General features: G+C 55.2%; 12 protein-coding genes. 8 read left to right on the top strand and 4 right to left on the bottom strand.

Annotation, left to right across the window (positions count from 1 at the left end):
• Window positions 1–62: 62 nt before the first annotated feature.
• A complete protein-coding gene (locus Q0775_RS13330; RefSeq protein WP_298861623.1) occupies window positions 63–1,085 on the bottom strand; it encodes a C4-dicarboxylate TRAP transporter substrate-binding protein in 1,023 nt (340 codons plus the stop codon).
• Between the two features lie 508 nt (window positions 1,086–1,593).
• Here Q0775_RS13330 and acs point away from each other — a divergent pair.
• Window positions 1,594–3,549 carry an acetate--CoA ligase gene (gene acs, locus Q0775_RS13325; RefSeq protein WP_298861620.1) on the top strand — a complete coding sequence of 652 codons (1,956 nt, stop codon included), beginning with the start codon at window positions 1,594–1,596 and terminating at the stop codon, window positions 3,547–3,549.
• Window positions 3,550–3,607: 58 nt separating this feature from the next.
• Here the strand turns inward: acs and Q0775_RS13320 are convergent, their stop codons facing one another.
• On the bottom strand, window positions 3,608–4,192 hold the full coding sequence (locus Q0775_RS13320) for a TetR/AcrR family transcriptional regulator (RefSeq protein WP_298861617.1): 585 nt from the start codon (window positions 4,190–4,192) through the stop codon (window positions 3,608–3,610).
• 92 nt (window positions 4,193–4,284) lie between these two features.
• Between Q0775_RS13320 and Q0775_RS13315 the strand changes: the two genes are divergently transcribed.
• A complete protein-coding gene (locus tag Q0775_RS13315) occupies window positions 4,285–4,794 on the top strand; it encodes an anthrone oxygenase family protein (RefSeq protein WP_298861614.1) in 510 nt (169 codons plus the stop codon).
• A gap of 137 nt (window positions 4,795–4,931) precedes the next feature.
• Entirely contained in the window at window positions 4,932–5,432 is a 501-nt protein-coding gene (locus Q0775_RS13310; RefSeq protein ID WP_298861611.1) for a flavin reductase family protein, read from the top strand.
• Window positions 5,433–5,438: 6 nt separating this feature from the next.
• Here Q0775_RS13310 and Q0775_RS13305 read toward each other — a convergent pair whose 3' ends face one another.
• A complete protein-coding gene (locus Q0775_RS13305) occupies window positions 5,439–9,587 on the bottom strand; it encodes a translocation/assembly module TamB domain-containing protein (RefSeq protein ID WP_298861608.1) in 4,149 nt (1,382 codons plus the stop codon).
• Between the two features lie 5 nt (window positions 9,588–9,592).
• The gene (locus Q0775_RS13300) at window positions 9,593–11,401 is read right to left on the bottom strand and encodes an autotransporter assembly complex family protein (protein ID WP_298861602.1); all 1,809 of its coding nucleotides are present in this window, start codon (window positions 11,399–11,401) and stop codon (window positions 9,593–9,595) included.
• Between the two features lie 334 nt (window positions 11,402–11,735).
• Between Q0775_RS13300 and Q0775_RS13295 the strand changes: the two genes are divergently transcribed.
• The 5 genes from Q0775_RS13295 (at window position 11,736) to Q0775_RS13275 (ending at window position 16,764) form a co-directional block, all read left to right on the top strand.
• Window positions 11,736–13,004 carry a flavin-dependent oxidoreductase gene (locus Q0775_RS13295; RefSeq protein ID WP_298861599.1) on the top strand — a complete coding sequence of 423 codons (1,269 nt, stop codon included), beginning with the start codon at window positions 11,736–11,738 and terminating at the stop codon, window positions 13,002–13,004.
• 284 nt (window positions 13,005–13,288) lie between these two features.
• Window positions 13,289–14,425: a twin-arginine translocation pathway signal protein gene (locus Q0775_RS13290; protein ID WP_298861597.1), complete on the top strand. Its 1,137-nt coding sequence runs from the start codon at window positions 13,289–13,291 to the stop codon at window positions 14,423–14,425.
• Window positions 14,422–14,871: a MarR family winged helix-turn-helix transcriptional regulator gene (locus tag Q0775_RS13285; protein ID WP_298861594.1), complete on the top strand. Its 450-nt coding sequence runs from the start codon at window positions 14,422–14,424 to the stop codon at window positions 14,869–14,871. Before Q0775_RS13290 ends, Q0775_RS13285 begins: the two co-directional genes overlap by 4 nt.
• 119 nt (window positions 14,872–14,990) lie before the next feature.
• Window positions 14,991–15,407, top strand: coding sequence for a VOC family protein (locus Q0775_RS13280; RefSeq protein WP_298861591.1), 417 nt, complete (start codon window positions 14,991–14,993; stop codon window positions 15,405–15,407).
• Between the two features lie 85 nt (window positions 15,408–15,492).
• Window positions 15,493–16,764 (top strand): branched-chain amino acid ABC transporter permease, encoded by a 1,272-nt coding sequence (locus Q0775_RS13275; RefSeq protein WP_298861589.1) that lies wholly within the window; start codon window positions 15,493–15,495, stop codon window positions 16,762–16,764.
• The last annotated feature ends 12 nt before the right edge of the window (window positions 16,765–16,776 follow it).

Here is a 16,776-nt window from a genome sequence, read left to right as displayed (position 1 = left end):
CATCAGGACTGCGCAGCCCGCTGGTTTTTGGTCAGAAGTGCCTAAGCACCCCTGCCCTTAGATCAGCTTCCGCTTTTTGCGTCGGCGAGTGTTTTAACCACCAGATCATACAGCTCTTGGCCCGGAATGCCTTGGGCTTCCATATCTGCAATCCACTGATCGCGGATCGGGTCAGCCGCCTTGGAGCGGAACTCGGCCAGAACTTCAGGCGCGATTTCGACTTTCTGCACGCCCTTCTCTTCGAGCACGGCATCCCAGCGCTTCAGCAACTCACCATAGTTGGTAAGGTAGTGCTCGAGCGCTTCATCAACAGATGAGTCCAGCGCTTCACGCTCGGCGTCAGACAGGCTCTCGTAGGCGTCGATGTTCACAACAACAGGACAGTTCACAGTGCCGGGGTTGAGGTTGGCAGTCCACCAGTCGGCCTCGTTGATTGTGCCAAAGGACAGGTGCGCGTGCTGGGCAAATGCAACTGTGTCAACAACGCCCGATTCCATCGCTTGGAACGCTTCGGAGGATGTTACGGAGGTTGGTACACCGCCCACCGCTTCGAACGCTTGGCCGATGCCACCTGTTGCACGCACACGCATGCCTTTGAAATCTTCCAGCGTGGCGCGTGGCGTGCCTGTGCCCACAAGGTTGTACTGTGGCATCGGTGACGTCATCAGCAGCTTTGCATTCCACTGTGCCATTTCCTCTGCAGCGGCAGGGTGGGCATAGACAGCTTTGGAAACGGCCAGTTCTTGGTCAAGGTTTTCAACGCCCAAGAACGGCAGCTCAAGCACGGTCACAACACGGTTTTTATCACGGTGGTAGCCCGCGCAGAACTGCGCCATCTCGAAAGCACCAATAGAGATACCATCAAGGTTCTCACGGTTTTTGGACAGGCCGCCATAGCTCACGTTCATGGTAAACTCGCCGTTGGTTTTCTCCGATACCAGCTCGGCCAGCTTCTCGACATGCTCGGTAAAGGCGCGGCGCTTGCCCCAGACGGATACATTCCACTCGGTCGCGGCTGCTTCGGATACAAATGCAAAGCTGAGTGCGGCAACAGCGGCACCTGACATATATTTATTAAGTTTCATTGATGGTTCTCCCCATGGTTTCATTCGGTTTTGCAAATTCTTTAGATCATCAAGGGGCGCCTTACATGGCAAACACCCTTCCGTCCGATTGTCGTTTGATTGCGGGGGCGTTTCCCCATTATCAACGTACCGTACAAAAGCCCACAGACCGACGGGTTGCAATAACATATTGCACCGTGTTGTGCGCTTCCCAGTAATTACGCTATATATCAGCCGCATAAGCCCTGTGCCCAAACTCAAATTAAGCGGCCCCTAAATCAATATGTGTGAAAATCCGCACAAGAACAAACTGCACTGGTGCGGCGGGGCTGAATTATGCCTTCTTCCAGAGCCACCACTTAGAATTTACAACACCAGCCAGTGATCTGTAAATTCTTTACAGCGGGATGCTTCACATGTGTCTTGTTTGTTTCCTTCCCCTACCACCGCGTTATGATCTGCTCGACCACGACAGGATGGCATGCAACGACACGCCGCCCTGTCAGGCATGCATTCGGGAGGAAACATCATGTCCAGCACAGCCGCAAAAACCTATCCGCCATCACAACAGATGGCAGACGCCGCACACGTCAACGCCGCGAAATACACCACGATGTATGAGGCGTCGATCAGCGACCCTGACGGTTTCTGGCGTGAGCAAGGGGCGCGTGTAGAATGGATGAAACCATTTACCCAAGTGTCGGATGTCGACTTCACCCTCGGACAAGTCAAGATCAACTGGTACGCAGACGGCGAGCTGAATGTGGCTGCCAATTGTATCGACCGCCACCTCGAGACGCGCGGCGACCAAACTGCCATCATATGGGAGCCTGACAGCCCCGAAGAAGCGGCCCAGCACATAACTTATAAGGACCTGCATGCAGGCACCTGCAAGATGGCAAATATCCTCAAGGATTTGGGCGTCACACGCGGCGACCGCGTCATCATCTATCTGCCAATGATCCCCGAGGCGGCTTATGCCATGCTTGCTTGTGCACGCATCGGCGCAATCCATTCCATCGTTTTTGCAGGCTTTTCGCCTGATGCCCTCGCGTCCCGCGTCAACGGCTCTGAAGCCAAGGTTGTGATAACGGCAGATTATGCGCCGCGCGGTGGCCGTGCGACCCCGCTTAAAACCAATGCGGATCAGGCACTGCTGCACTGCAAGGACAGCGTGAAATGTCTGGTAGTCAAGCGCACAGGCGGTCAGACCACATGGACCGAAGGGCGTGATTTCGATTATAACGCTCTGGCAAGCGAGGCGGCTGACACCTGCCCCGCAGAGCCGATGAATGCCGAAGACCCGCTGTTCATCCTCTACACTTCAGGTTCCACAGGCCAACCAAAGGGTGTTGTGCACTCGACGGGTGGGTATCTCGTTTATGCGGCCATGACCCACGAGACGACTTTCGACTATAAGGACGGCGACATCTTCTGGTGTACTGCCGACGTAGGCTGGGTCACGGGCCACAGCTATATCGTTTATGGCCCTCTGGCCAATGGTGCGACGACTGTGATGTTTGAAGGGGTTCCAACCTATCCTGACGCCAGCCGCTTTTGGCAGGTCTGCGAAAAACACAAGGTCAACCAGTTCTACACCGCCCCCACAGCGCTGCGCGCGCTAATGGGTAAAGGCAACAGTTTTGTCGAGGGGAGCGATCTGTCGTCGCTGCGCGTCCTTGGCACCGTAGGTGAGCCGATCAACCCCGAAGCGTGGAATTGGTACAATGAAGTGATCGGCGGTGGCAAATGCCCCATCGTGGACACATGGTGGCAGACTGAAACCGGCGGTCATCTGATGACGCCCCTGCCCGGTGCCCATGCGATGAAGCCCGGCTCTGCGATGAAGCCGTTTTTCGGCATCAAACCTGTCATCCTTGAGCCGACGACAGCTGAGGAAATTAAGGGCAATCCCGCCGAGGGTGTCTTGTGCATCGCAAACAGCTGGCCCGGTCAGATGCGCACCGTTTGGGGCGATCACGAGCGGTTCGAAAAGACATACTTTTCTGATTATCCCGGCTACTATTTTACCGGTGACGGCTGTAAGCGCGACGAAGATGGTGATTATTGGATCACGGGCCGTGTTGATGATGTGATCAACGTATCTGGTCACCGTATGGGCACAGCCGAAGTCGAATCAGCACTGGTCGCACACCCAAAAGTTGCAGAGGCAGCCGTGGTTGGCTACCCCCACCCCATCAAAGGACAGGGCATCTATTGCTATGTCACGCTCATGGGGGGGGAAGAGCCCACCGAGGATCTCCGCACCGAGTTACGCACATGGGTTCGCACCGAGATCGGGCCCATCGCATCCCCCGACCTGATCCAGTGGGCTCCGGGACTGCCCAAGACACGCTCGGGCAAAATCATGCGCCGCATCTTGCGCAAGATTGCCGAGAACGATCATGCGACTTTGGGCGACACCTCAACACTGGCCGACCCGTCCGTTGTGGATGACCTGATCGAAAATCGCATGAACACCTGATTGACTGTAAGTTACGATCTGCGCGGGCGTCCCTTTGGGGCGCCCGCTCTTGTTTGATCTAGACCAATTTGGCAAAGGCAAGCAGCGCAGTACTAGCCTGCGTGTCGATTTCGCTTTTGGTCAGGGCATTCTGAACTCCGATCACCCTCTTGATCTGTAAATCGCCCACCAGTAGCCCCAGAAAATGCGCCGTCAGCTGCGCAGCCTGTGCGCCCTGAGTTCCTGTCGCCTGTGCGATCAAATTGCCGAATAGAGGTTGCACGATTTCACGACCGCCTGCTGACAAAGCAGAACCCAATTCGCCCGAAGGCTCAGCCGCAGCAGCGCGGTTAAGCAGCACAGCGCGATCCCCCAGTAACATGCCCAAGAACAGCGGTGCGATCTCTTGCAGGCTTTTCATCGGGTCGGTGTCACCCTCAATCGCTTCTTTCAACACCTGCTCTGTTTGCGCTGCATTGTCGCGTACCAATGCCTGAAATAGCCCCTGTTTATCCCCGTACCATTTATAGAGCGTCTCGTTTGAAGCTTTGGCCGCTTTGGCAATGCTCAGCATTGAGGCGCCGTCATAACCCTTTTGCGCCAAAAGTTCATATGCCGCTGCGGCGATCGCAGTATGGCGGCGCTGTCTGGTTTCTTCCCGCATGGTTTTCCTCAAAATATATCTTGATAAAAACCGTACACATAGTTACAGATACTTGCAATGTGTACACTAATGTACGGTTATGGGAGGCAAAGATGCCAAATAAATTTACCCGTCTACTTATTTTCACCTCTATGTTATCCAGCGCAGCAATCTTCGGCTTTTTCTATGCTTGGACATGCTCAACCATGTGGGGGCTGGACTCCACCGATCCACGCGTCGCAATCGAAGCGATGCAGGCAATGAACACTTCTGTTCGAAACGCGGTATTTGCGCCCGCATTCTTTGGCACTCCTATTCTACTGGCCGCCGCAGCTGTGGCTTTGTGGCATGGCGGTTTTGGAAGAAGTGCTTCCCTGTTCGGGTTCAGTGCACTTACCTATTTCGGGGGCGGCCTTTTGCTCACCGTATTCATTAACGTGCCAATGAATGAGGCATTAGGTGCCCTGAATGTACCGGATGATATGGCACAAGCGGGCGAGATTTGGAGCGCATATTCCCCCACGTGGCAGTTCTGGAACCAGACTCGCACCATTGCATCTGCAGCTGCTTTCCTGCTTGCCCTTTCCGGTGTATTTGCACTGACACACAATAGAAACATCTGACGCCTTTCCTTTCCATATGCGGCGCTATCTGACTGTGACAGAGCAGTCTCGTGCATTACACAAAGGTTCGTCCGCGCTGTCGGCGCACTGGACAAACATTGGCCCGCGTGACACCGCTGCCGCATATGGAGACTAACATGCACCGCTTTGTACCAGACCCGACCCGCACCACCGACCTGCGCCGCGCGTTGGGTCAGTTCGGGACAGGTGTAGCTTTGATCACGGCCCAAACCGATGCAGGTCCATTGGGCATGACGGCGAACTCCTTTTCGTCAGTCTCCCTTGATCCACCTCTGGTTTTATGGTCGGCCGCGCGCAGCTCGAAACGGCATGATCCGTTTGCCAATGCTGCTGCCTTCTGCATCCATGTTCTGAGTGCTGAGCAGACAGATGTGGCGATGCATTTCGCGGCACAAGGACATGACTTCAGCCCTTATGCTTATGATGTAGGGCCAAATGGTGCGCCTACGCTACACGGCTGTCTCGCTACGTTTCATTGCGACACCTATGCGGTGCACCTTGCCGGAGACCACTCGATTATTCTGGGGCGGATCACCACCGCCGCAATCCAACCCGAAGAACGCGACGGCCTGCTGTTCAAACGCGGTGGTTTTGGCAGGTTTAAACCAGCCCCTTAATAGTTCTCAGTAATCCTTCTCAAAGAATAACCCGAGCGATGAATTTCCGTCAGATCCGAGCGTAGCCTTGCCTTTGAGATTTGGTGTGATGTCGATGTTTAGCGACACTTCACCCGTGCCGTCGGATGCTGCTGTCACGTCTGTATAGACGTTATCAGTTAGATACTTGCCTACCCGTAGAGCCGTTTCACCGCTGTCTGTTGTAGTCACATCCAAATCATCAAGGCCAAAGCGGTCGCGCAGGTTGCCCACCACACCGTTACCTCCTCGCCCTGCGAGAGTTGCCACTGCATTGGCCAATTGCAACGCCTGAAAGGCTGATATCTCGGACAGGTTACGGCCAAACAGGAGTTGGGCCAATACTTCGTCTTGGGGTCCTGCAGGAGAACTCTCGAACGAGACTTCGGGCGCATCAGCGGGTCCTTCGACGATTATGCTGGCGGTGCCTGTTGGTGTCGAGGTCGTTGTGACGAAGCGGATGAAGGGGATCAGGCTACCCTGAAACCGCGCCGAGCCTTCGGAGAGATCAAAGCGTTTCCCCAAGATATCCAAACGGCCCCGCGCAAGATCAAACCGGCCTGCGGAGATGATGTTATTGGTCGTTCCGGTGATTTGCAGCCGCCCACCTAGCTCTGCATCCAAACCACGACCGCGCACAAAGATGCGACCCGGCGCATCGAGCGTCACGTTAAGGCCAAAACCCGGACCGCTGCTGCCGCTTTGTGCAGGGTCGGTAGCTGCGCCCTCCTCCAATAGACCCGCACGGCGACGGGTTTCCAGATTGGCAGCACTGGCACCCACATGGGTGATTGGCGGGATATCCCCGATGCTCGTCAGTCCAGTGGACGGGACGGTAACAAATGTCTCACCAATGGTCACGTTTCCCGCAATCCTCGCGCCGCCTGACAGGGGGCCAGCCACACGCAGCGCCCCCGAAAGCGAGGTGCGGTAGAGGCGCGGATCGATCAAAACCACTTCGTTAAGGGTTATGGCCAAATCAGCAGGCAGATCACCAATAAGGCTGACATCACCGTTCACTGCCAGTGTGCCGCCGCCACTCGCACTGGCAGTGACGTCAATCGCGGCACGGCTGTTGGCAAGTGCGATGTCAGCGTTGATTCCCTCAAGCGCCACGCGCAAATTCGGCGCGGTGAGCGTCGCATCTGAGGTCTGTATTGTACCGCTAAGTGAGCCAAGCTCCGCCGGACCATTCAGCGCCAGATCGAACCGCGCCTGACCTTGCAAACTCCGCGGGGCAATGAATGGTCCAGACAGACCAAGCGGTACATTCCCGTTAATATCAAGGTTGAGTTGTCCATCATTCCCGACCAACCCTGCAACCTGCGCCTGCGTCCCCGCTGGCCCTTGGGCCGACGTCTCAATCTGCCATCCCGATGGGGTCATCGCGGCATTTCCGTTCACATTCAAGGGGCCGTTCAATTTTGGAACAATGGCAGCCATATTCGGCAAGGAAACATTAAAATCCACGGCCGCATCCGGTCCTGACACAACACCGCTCAGCGTCGCACGGCTGCTGTAGGGACCACTCGCATTCGTATCGACCGCTAATCCATTGAGGGTCTGGCGCAGGTTACCTGTGGCCGAAAAGGGCCCGTTCACACCGGGGGCGAGTGGCGCCACATTGGGAACTGACACATTGAAATCGAGGGCCATATCAGGACCAGTGGCCAGTCCTTCGACAACGGCACGTGCACCGTAGGGGCCATTCGCTGTTGTGTTTATGACAAAGCCACGGTCGGTCTGGCGCAACTGCCCCGTTGCCCTCAGAGGGCCGTTCACTTGGGGCGCCAAAGGCCGCACGTTGGGAAGCGACAAATCAAACATCACGTCAATCGCGGGAGTCAGCGCACCTTTAACCGACACATCAGCATCATAAGGGCCAGAGGCATCCGTCAAAATCTCGAAACCCGTTTCTGTCTGGCGCAAGCGGCCCGTAGCGCTAACAGGTCCATTTACTTGCGGAGCAATCACAGAAATTTCGGGCATCGACACATCAAAGCCAAGGTCGAGCGTGGGAGTAACAAGTCCGTTTAGCCGCGCAGAAGCGTCATAAGGACCGGAGGCATCAGTCTGCAGAAGCCAGCCCTGAAGCGTTTGCCGCAGCGTGCCTTCCGCATCCAGCGGCCCTTGGACACCCTCTGCAAAGTTCGAGAGCTCAGGCACAGAAGCAGTAAACGCCAGCTCTGCATCTGGTCCAGTGGCCAAACCGTCAACGCGCAAAGCGACGTCGTAAGGACCATCGCCATCTACATCCACACGCCAGCCGGCAGCGTTTTGGATCGCAGTTCCCTTGAGCGTCACGCGCCCTTCGTACTGCGGCAGAACAGTCGCGATATCACGCAATACGATGTCCGCATCGACGCGGCTGGAGGACGAGGCCAGTTCAGCCGAGCCTGTAAACAGCATCGCAGCATTGTTCAGCTCAAGACCACGCAGAAAGGTACCGTTTTCGTTGCGGATTGCGGTCATCTGAAGGTCGGTCCGCCCTGACAGAAGAGCGTCGGCTTGGGTGATGCCTGTCTTGATGTCATCCGCCGTACCCGACGCTTTCAAATTAAACGCGCCACTAAGGGGTGTCACTGTACCGCTCAGCGTCAGGGCGGTTGCGCCGTCAAGTTCACGCCCTGCAAGGGCAGAAAAGCGACTAATATCTGTCGCTGCAAGGGTGGCATCCAGAGCTGTCTCAAGACCTTCACCTACGCCGTCAAATGCGACGTTGCCTTTCAAGCTATAGTCGCTCCCGTTTAGATCGAGATTGCTGATGCGGAAGGGCTGCCCCTCGATAAAGTTGATCTCGGTCGTGCCTCTTATCTCTTGACCCACAGCTTCTGCCAATGCTGCATCCAACAGCGCTAGTCCATCCGCTGCAAATTGGACTGTGCCGCGCAGTTGCCCTATGTTCCCTTCCGCACCTGTGATGGTCCCTGTTGAGCGTAATGTTGTCTGTGCCACCGAGGCTGCATCGGTCTTTAATCCCGTTATATCGAACACAGCCTCATAGGCGTCACCGTCTTGCAGGTTGTAATCCACGTTCAGCGCAATGCGCTCCACTGTGGTGCTACCGCCCCCTCCTGGAACCAAAACCGCTTCTCCATCCGCACGTGCAACAGTGCCTTCAATGTCGATGAACTCGGGCCACTTCTCATTGGAGAGGCGTACTTGCCCCGTGAGGTCCACAGACGCCGCTTTCAAATCAAAAGTATCCACGGCAATCGCACCGCTTGCTTCGATCAGGGCATCGGCCTGAAGGCTGACTTTGGGGCCGAAAAAATCTTGGTATTCAGGCAGAATGACAGCGGTGATATCGCCGCCTATGGTCGCAAGAACGCGGCGATCTGGATCCGAGGTCCGCCCTTGCGTGATGAGCTGTACCTCACCCGCAAGACGCTCTTCACCATTGGTATCGAGCTTGAGTTCAGTCAGCAAATCGCTCAGTTGGCCGCTCGTTCTTACGGTCATGTCAACGGACGGATTGTCGGGAATGTTGAGTAATGCAGAAACAATGCCACCCTCCTCCTCACTCAGAGTGAGCAAAGTGCTGAGCATGTCCTGCTCACGCGACAGGGTTGTTTTGAGATCAAAAACGCCCCGTTTTCCGTCTGTCCGGTTCGCCTCGAACGCCACGTCGAGCCCTTCATCATTCAGTCGGGCACTTGCCGTCATCTGCAAGGCAACCGTTTGACCGACGAGCGTCTCGCCGAGCGTCAGTTGTGCGACATTGAGAGTATTGATATCGATTGAAACAGGCAGATCGGGCAATTTGGGGAACGTGAAAGGTTTCGCCTCTGCGTCAGGCAGCTTGTCTTCTTCTCCTGCAGGAAGACGTGCAACGTCAATGCGCTGCGCACTGAGTTCTTGCACCTCCAGTCGCCCCCGCAACAGCGCAGAGCGGTTCCAGTCAAGAACAACATCCTCCATGGTGAGCCAGATGCCGTCGTCGTCGGCGATCGTCATACGCTCGAACGACGCAGATGAGCTCAGTGCACCCGCAAAGCCTACGATATTCACATCGCGCCCTGCACCGCTTAGCAGCTCTTGAATTTTGGTGGTCAGAAACCCCTTATCCTCTTCCTCCTGCGCGGCGGCAGGAACAGAGAAAAGAATAGAAAACGCCAGCAATGCAAAACGGATCATGCGCATTAGAATGACTGCCCTATACCGATGTACACTTGGAAATTCTCGTCCGTTTCGGGCCCCGATGTGGGCACCGCTACGTCAAAGCGGATAGGGCCAATTGCAGTCTTATACCGCAGCCCCAAACCTGCGCCTGAGTGCCATGTGCCTGAGCCGTCATAAAACTCCTCCTCACCAACGTAGCCCGCATCGGCAAAGCCTACGAGGCCAAGGCTGTCGGTGATGCCCACGCGCACTTCGGCGGAGAGGCCTACAAAACTGCGCCCCCCTGTCTGGTCTGACCCGACAGGTACACCAAGGGATTGATATTCCTGCCCGCGCACGGTGCCTCCGCCGCCTGAATAAAAGAGGTAGTCGGCAGGGGCTGTGGACAGGTCTGGTCCGTAGACCGAGCCAAACTGACCCCGAAGTGCAAGTGTTACAGGTCGCGCCGCGCCAAAAGTTTTGTACCCGCGCGCGTCGACAAAGCTGCGTACGCCATTATCCGCTCCCGAGATCGCCACGAAAGGAGTCACATCCGCTTTGATATAATACCCATTTTTGGCATCAAGGCGATCATCACGATAATCAAACTTTGCGCTGAGCGGCAGTGTCAGCAAGGTATAGCTGTTCTCACCAAAGGCATCTCGCGTCTTTGCCGTGCGCAGACCAAGACCAAGGGTGTATGTACGCTCGAGCGATGCGATCCGCTCAATCCCCGCCTCCAGATCGAATTGGCGTGAGAAATATGACACTTCGTCAAGTTGTTCTAGCAGCGCCAAAGCATAAAAGTCAGTGTCCTCGTTGAACGTTGCCGGCCGCTCGAACCGCGCACCCAACGTATAATCGGTGCCGCCGGAACTGCCGCCAATACCGCTCACTTCGGCGTCCAGACGCAGACGCTCCGCCCCGCCGAGCAGATTACGGTGCAACCAGAACGCACTCACAGTCAAACCCTCAAGCGTAGAGATTTCCGCACCAAAACCCAGCCGACGCTTTGCGGCATCGGTGGTTTGTGCGTTGATGGCAAGGGTGTCACCGGGTCCGATCTCTTCGGCCTCAGAGAGGGCCACCGCGCTGAACGCACCGGTGCGCCGTAGACGTTCGGTCGCGAGGCGGATTTCCTCTGGTGAGAATACTTCTCCCTCGGGCAGACCTGCAATGTCGAGAATACGCTGGCGGCGTACATCGCTCTCGTTCACCACCACGAGCGGCCCAAACCGCAGGCGCGGTCCAGGCTCAAGCGTTAGATCTGCACGGATGCGGCGCGAGGGGTGGTCGGCCAAAAGCTCCTGACGCGTAAGAGCGGCCTTGGCATGCCCCTGCTCGCGCCACCCGGAAATTCCGGCAGATACTGTATTTTTCAATACACTCAGGCTCGCCGTTTGACCTTCTGCAAAACCTTCGGGCAGCGTGGTTCCTTGTGCGATTGGAGCGATGCGCGTTCTGCCAAAGGCGAACTTTGGTCCTGCCTCTACATCAATCTGCACGCGGGAAATACTGCTGGGCGGATCTACTTGCGGGATTGACGCAGCCTCACGTCCGTCCACAGAAATCCGAATAACGCCTCCGAAGTGGCCATTGTCATACAAAATCGCCAGCAGACGTTTGTAATCTGCCTGTGCAGCACCAAGAATTTCGGCAGTGGACGGTTGGTTTTCGTCCAGAAGGGTCTGTTCAACCAGCAGCGATCCGCCGCGCAAGGCATCACGCAAATCATCATTTGTGACACCCCTCAGGTCGACCTCAGCCGCATTCGCCGCAAAAGTTGACAAACAAAGGACAGCTGCAGTCACGGCAGCACGCCGCACTCTCATCAGAGCAATTGATTTCACACTCGGACCCTCAAAGATAACAAACTGCTCTAAGGTCGGATTTGTTCCGTACTCTTGAAAGAACAGCTTTCACACACGCGCTTTTCTTTTAGCTTAACCGCTTTTACCCCCTACGTGCAAACGGCTTCCGCATCGCACACAACTTAATGATCATGCAGGACTGGACGGTTGAAAGGGATGGCGGCCTCTGAATCACTTAGTGCGTTTCCACACCGATTTTCCAGATTGCTACAATATAAGGCTGGCGCGTCTATAGAAGCTGTCATTGACCCGACCCGTCGACAGGGTAAACACAAACAGTGACACAAAACTATAACTGCGCGGGGGCACGCATATGACGGTATTGATTGCAGGCGGCGGTATTTCGGGGTTAGCGCTTGCGCTCAGCTGTCATCAGGTCGGCATCCCGTTTCAGGTTTATGAAGCGGCCAGCCAGATGCGCCCGTTAGGTGTCGGAATCAACTTACAACCCTCTGCTGTGCGCGAGTTGTTCGACCTCGGCCTTAAGGACCGCTTCGACGAAGTTGGCATCCCACTCAAGGACTACGGCCTATATACCAAGCGGGGCTTGCACGTCTGGACAGAGCCCCGCGGCCTTGACGCGGGCTATGACTGGCCTGCCTATTCGGTCCATCGTGGCCGTTTGCATATGCTGCTTTACGAAGAGGTAATCCAGCGTGCGGGGCCCGATGCGGTGCAGACAGGATGGCGCGCAACAGGATTTGACAATACCAAAGGCGCTGCGACCCTTCATTTGGAAAACCGCGCAGGCGAGTCTCGTAGTGTGACAGGCGATGTGCTTGTCGGTGCAGATGGTATCCACTCGGCGATCCGCCGCCAAATGCAGCCCCTTGAGGATGAACCACAATGGGGCGGTGCCATGCTGTGGCGCGGGATCACGCAGGCAAAACCCTTCCTGTCTGGTGCGTCAATGGCGCTGATAGGGCATGACGGCTTGCGTTTTGTCACATATCCAATTTCCCCTCCCGACCCTGACACAGGCCTCGCCACCATCAACTGGATTTGCAATTTGCAATTTGATCCTGCTGAGAGCTTTCGCAAAGAGGACTATAGCCGCGCCGCAAATATAGATGACTTTTTGCCAGCGTTTGAGCAAATTCGCTTCGACTGGCTCGATGCCCCTGCGCTCATTCGCGGTGCAAATGAAGTATTTGAATATCCGATGGTCGACCGCGACCCATTAGAGAGCTGGACTGTCGGTCGCACCACGCTGATGGGGGATGCAGCACATGCGGCCTATCCTGTCGGTTCCAACGGTGCAGGCGCAGGGATCACTGATGCGCGCAAATTGGTCGCGGGCTTCCTCACGCACGGTCTTACATCCGGGGCACTGCTCGCCTATGAGGCTGAAATGTTGCCTATCACATCAAAAATCATCCTGATGAACCGCTCTGCCGGCCCCGACAAAATCCTCGATCTGGTAGAGCAACGCTGTGGCGGACAGTTCGACAGAATAGAAGATGTGATCCCACATGCAGAGATGGCCGAACACGCAGCAACCTATAAGCGGATAGCAGGTTTCGGCATTGAGGAAACGAATGCAAGACCGCCGATCATCGCCGCAGGCAGGCGATTCAACTGAGGCGGTCGCTTCAAAATCAAGATTGAAGCAACTATTCTGTAAGGCTTACATTGATGGACAACCAAAGCCGCGAATGTCGCTCGTCAATGTGAGCGCACGCGGTTTAGGAGCTGCTAGACCAAAGCTGCTATGCCAACCAGCGGGATAGATCGGGAGCTCTATTTTCTCCGCCGAGTGAGCCGCCCCAAATGAGAAAAAGTCGAATCCAGGATTTTCTCAAAAATCCTTTACTAGTTCGATATCGTACTTTATATAGTTCTATGTAGAACCAAATGGAGATCGATATGAACCGCAGAAAATTCCTCAAACTTGCTAGTGGTGGTGTTATCATTGCAGCTGGCGGCCTTGGCCTTTTTGCCACCACTCGCACACCGACTGCAGCGCTGGCACCATGGGACCGCGCTGGTAGCTATGGAGATCCGCGCAAGAACGCCCTTTCGCACGCCATTCTTGCGCCAAACCCGCATAATCGACAGCCGTGGGTTGTACGGCTTGATGCTGATGACACTGTCACGCTGTTTTTCGATACAGAAAAACAATTACCTTACACTGATCCTTTTGATCGACAACTCACAATTGGATTGGGTTGTTTTCTTGAATTGATGCGGATGGCCGCAAAGGCAGATGGCTTTGATCTGGATATCTCATTGTTCCCGCAGGGCGAGGATGTGAACGGACTCGACACCCGCCCTGTCGCCACAGCCAAGTTCGTCAAAGGGTCCACCCTGCGCGATCCACTTTTTGATCATGTGCCTGCCCGACGCTCCAACAAGGAGCCATATGACATCTCGCGTCCCGTGCCGCCAGAAGCTTTTGCCCAAATTCTCGCAGCTGCGCGTCAGACCCGATTGGGCGGCAGTATCGACCCGAACGATGTTACCTACTGGCGGCAACTCACAACAAAAGCCCTTATGGTCGAGATTGAGACGCCCCGCACCTACAAGGAAAGCGTCGATTTGATGCGCATTGGAAAAGTAGAGATTAACGCAAATCCCGATGGTATCGATTTCAGCGGCCCCCTATTCGAGGCTATGGCCCTCGCCGGTGTCATGACGCGTGACGGGCTGTTGGATCGCTCCTCAACGGGTTATAAAGAGGGATTAAAGGCAGTCATGGCGAACACCCGAACAGCCATGGGGCATGTATGGATGGTCACGCAGGGTAACACACGATCAGATCAAATTGCGGCGGGTGCAGATTGGCTGCGCGTCAACCTTGCTTGCACGGCGCACGGCCTGAGTTTCCAACCGCTGAGCCAACCGCTTCAGGAATATGCCGAAATGGAAGAGATATACCTCGAAACACATCAACACCTTGCTCCGGACGGCGGAACGGTTCAAATGTTGGCGCGGATCGGCTATGGTCCGGATGTTGCGGTCAGCCCTCGCTGGCCGATAGAGGCCAAGATCGGAACAGTGTGAACAAAAACAGTGGCAATCCTGATGAAGTCTTTGGCTTCTTCAATGAAATCGGCATCATCAACCAGTTGTCCACTGCCATGTTCGCAAAAAGCCTTCCTGACGGAGTTCATCCCTCCCACTTCTCAATTCTGAACCATCTAGCACGCACGGGCGATGGAAAACCGCCCCTGCGCATTGCCTCGGCAATGCAAGTCACAAAGAACACGATGTCCCACTCATTGAAAACGCTACAGGATCGAGGGTTTATCAATGTCAAACCAGACCCAAATGACGGGCGAGGCAAGCTGGTCTACCTCACCGACAAAGGGCGCACATTCCGCGACGAGGCGATCATCCTTGTGAGTCAAACGTTTGCCCATGTCATTGGAGAGGAGCAAATCGAAATCATGCGCCGCATCCGCAGTGATCTGGAACAGATGCGAAAGCACCTCGACAGCCAGCGATGAAATTTTCGCCGTGCAGATTACAGGGTCGCGAATATCCCGCTTGAAACAGGCCAATTCTAGACGGCTCTGTGCGACAAGGTCACTTGCTTGCTGCGCCAGTCTGGGCCACGTTACGTTTTATGAAACTTAAATTACATCATATAAATCTGTGCTCAGCCAATGTCGCGCAGATGGACCGCTTTTACCGCGATGTTCTGACGCTTGGGGATGAAGATCCCGCCAAGTTGCCCCCTTTGAACACAGATAAGGGTTTGGTTGGCGAGGTGTCGTTTGTGACCGACGGCGATATCCAGATGCACCTCACACCGCGCGATGTGTTGAACTCATTCCGCTCTGGACAAGTAGTGAACCCGTTAGAGCGTGGGCATATCGCCTATCGTACAGACGATATCGTTGCCTTCATGGCCCATTTGGACGCGCAAGGGGTACCTTATTCCGACTGGGGCAGCGACGCCGTTAAGGGATGGCATCAGGTTTTCTTTTATGACCCAGATGGCAATGTCATTGAAGTTCACCAGCTTGTCGCGGTGAAATAACGTGGCGACTTGAGCCTGTGAGCCAAAGGTTTGCGCCGCCCGCCTATCCAGACCAAAGTTTAATTGAGATGAATTGCGGAAATACATGACAAAATCCGGCAATGTATCTCATGGCGCAGAAAGCGCCTTTGTTCCCCTTTGGAAAACGCTTGTTCCATGGACTGTGGCAGTTGTTATTTTGGTATTTCTGCCTCACGTCTTGGCCGCAAACTCCACCATCACAATTATGAGCCAGATGGCGATCACCATCATATTCGCGCTGTCCTACAACATGTTACTGGGACAGGCCGGTATGCTGAGTTTCGGGCATGCCATATATCTGGGATTTGGTGGCTTCATGTGCATTCATGTCATGAACCATTTGCAAGCTGCTGGTATACCTATCCCGTTGCCTTTTCTGCCCTTATTTGCAGGCTTGTTCTCTATGGCAATGGCGATGGTCATCGGCTCATTTTCCACTCGCCGCTCTGGCGTCGTTTTTGCGATGATATCGCTCGGCGTGGTGGAGTTGGTTACGACCTATTCAATCATCGGCTATTCGTTTTTTCAGGGCGGCGGCGTTGGCGGCGACCGGACCCTTGGCGTGCCATTCTTTGGCGTCGAGTTTTTGCGCCAGATTGAGATCTATTACCTGATTTCCTTCTGGTTGGTCCTCTGCGTCGGCCTCATGTATTTGTTCACTCAGACCCCTATGGGACGCATGGCAAATGCCGTGCGTGACAATCCTGAACGCGCAGAGTTTCTAGGCTATTCCGCACGTTGGGTGCGGTTCATTTCCTTTTGCGCGGCGGGTTTCTTTGCTGGTGTCGCGGGGGGCTTGTTTGCGCTCAACTATGAACTGGCGACCGCCGAAAATCTCAGCGTGCAGGCCTCGGGAACAATCCTGATGATTGCATTTCTTGGCGGGGTCGGCTTTTTCTATGGGCCAATTTTGGGCGCGATCGTCTTCACCCTGCTCCAAACTGTGCTGAGCTTGCACACAGATTTGTGGCAGCTCTACGTCGGTGTCTTGTTTCTGGCCACAGTAATGTTTTTCCCCTCTGGTCTGGCTGGCGTTTTGATGATGCATATCTCGGCCGTTCGTACACACGGAGTTAATTCCCTGCGCGGTCCCTACCTCAAAACTGTTGGTCCCGCAGTGATCGGCACATTGGGTGTTTGCGCGTTGGTCGAGTTGATCTTTCACAGCCGTCACATCGCACGTGGAGGGCAGGAAATGACACTGTTCTGGATCACATTCCAGACCGCGACCCCTGCTCCATGGCTAATTGCAGCGGTCATCGCAATCGGTGGCATATGGACTGCAAAACGCACCGCGCCTGACCTCCTGCAAAGGTGGCAAGCCAAGCAACATTGATGACGCGCACAT

The organism is uncultured Sulfitobacter sp., assembly GCF_947499945.1.
In the GTDB taxonomy this organism is placed as follows: Bacteria; Pseudomonadota; Alphaproteobacteria; order Rhodobacterales; family Rhodobacteraceae; genus Sulfitobacter.
Note: the sequence above shows the minus strand (reverse complement) of the source record. Positions and strands in the feature narration are given on the sequence as shown.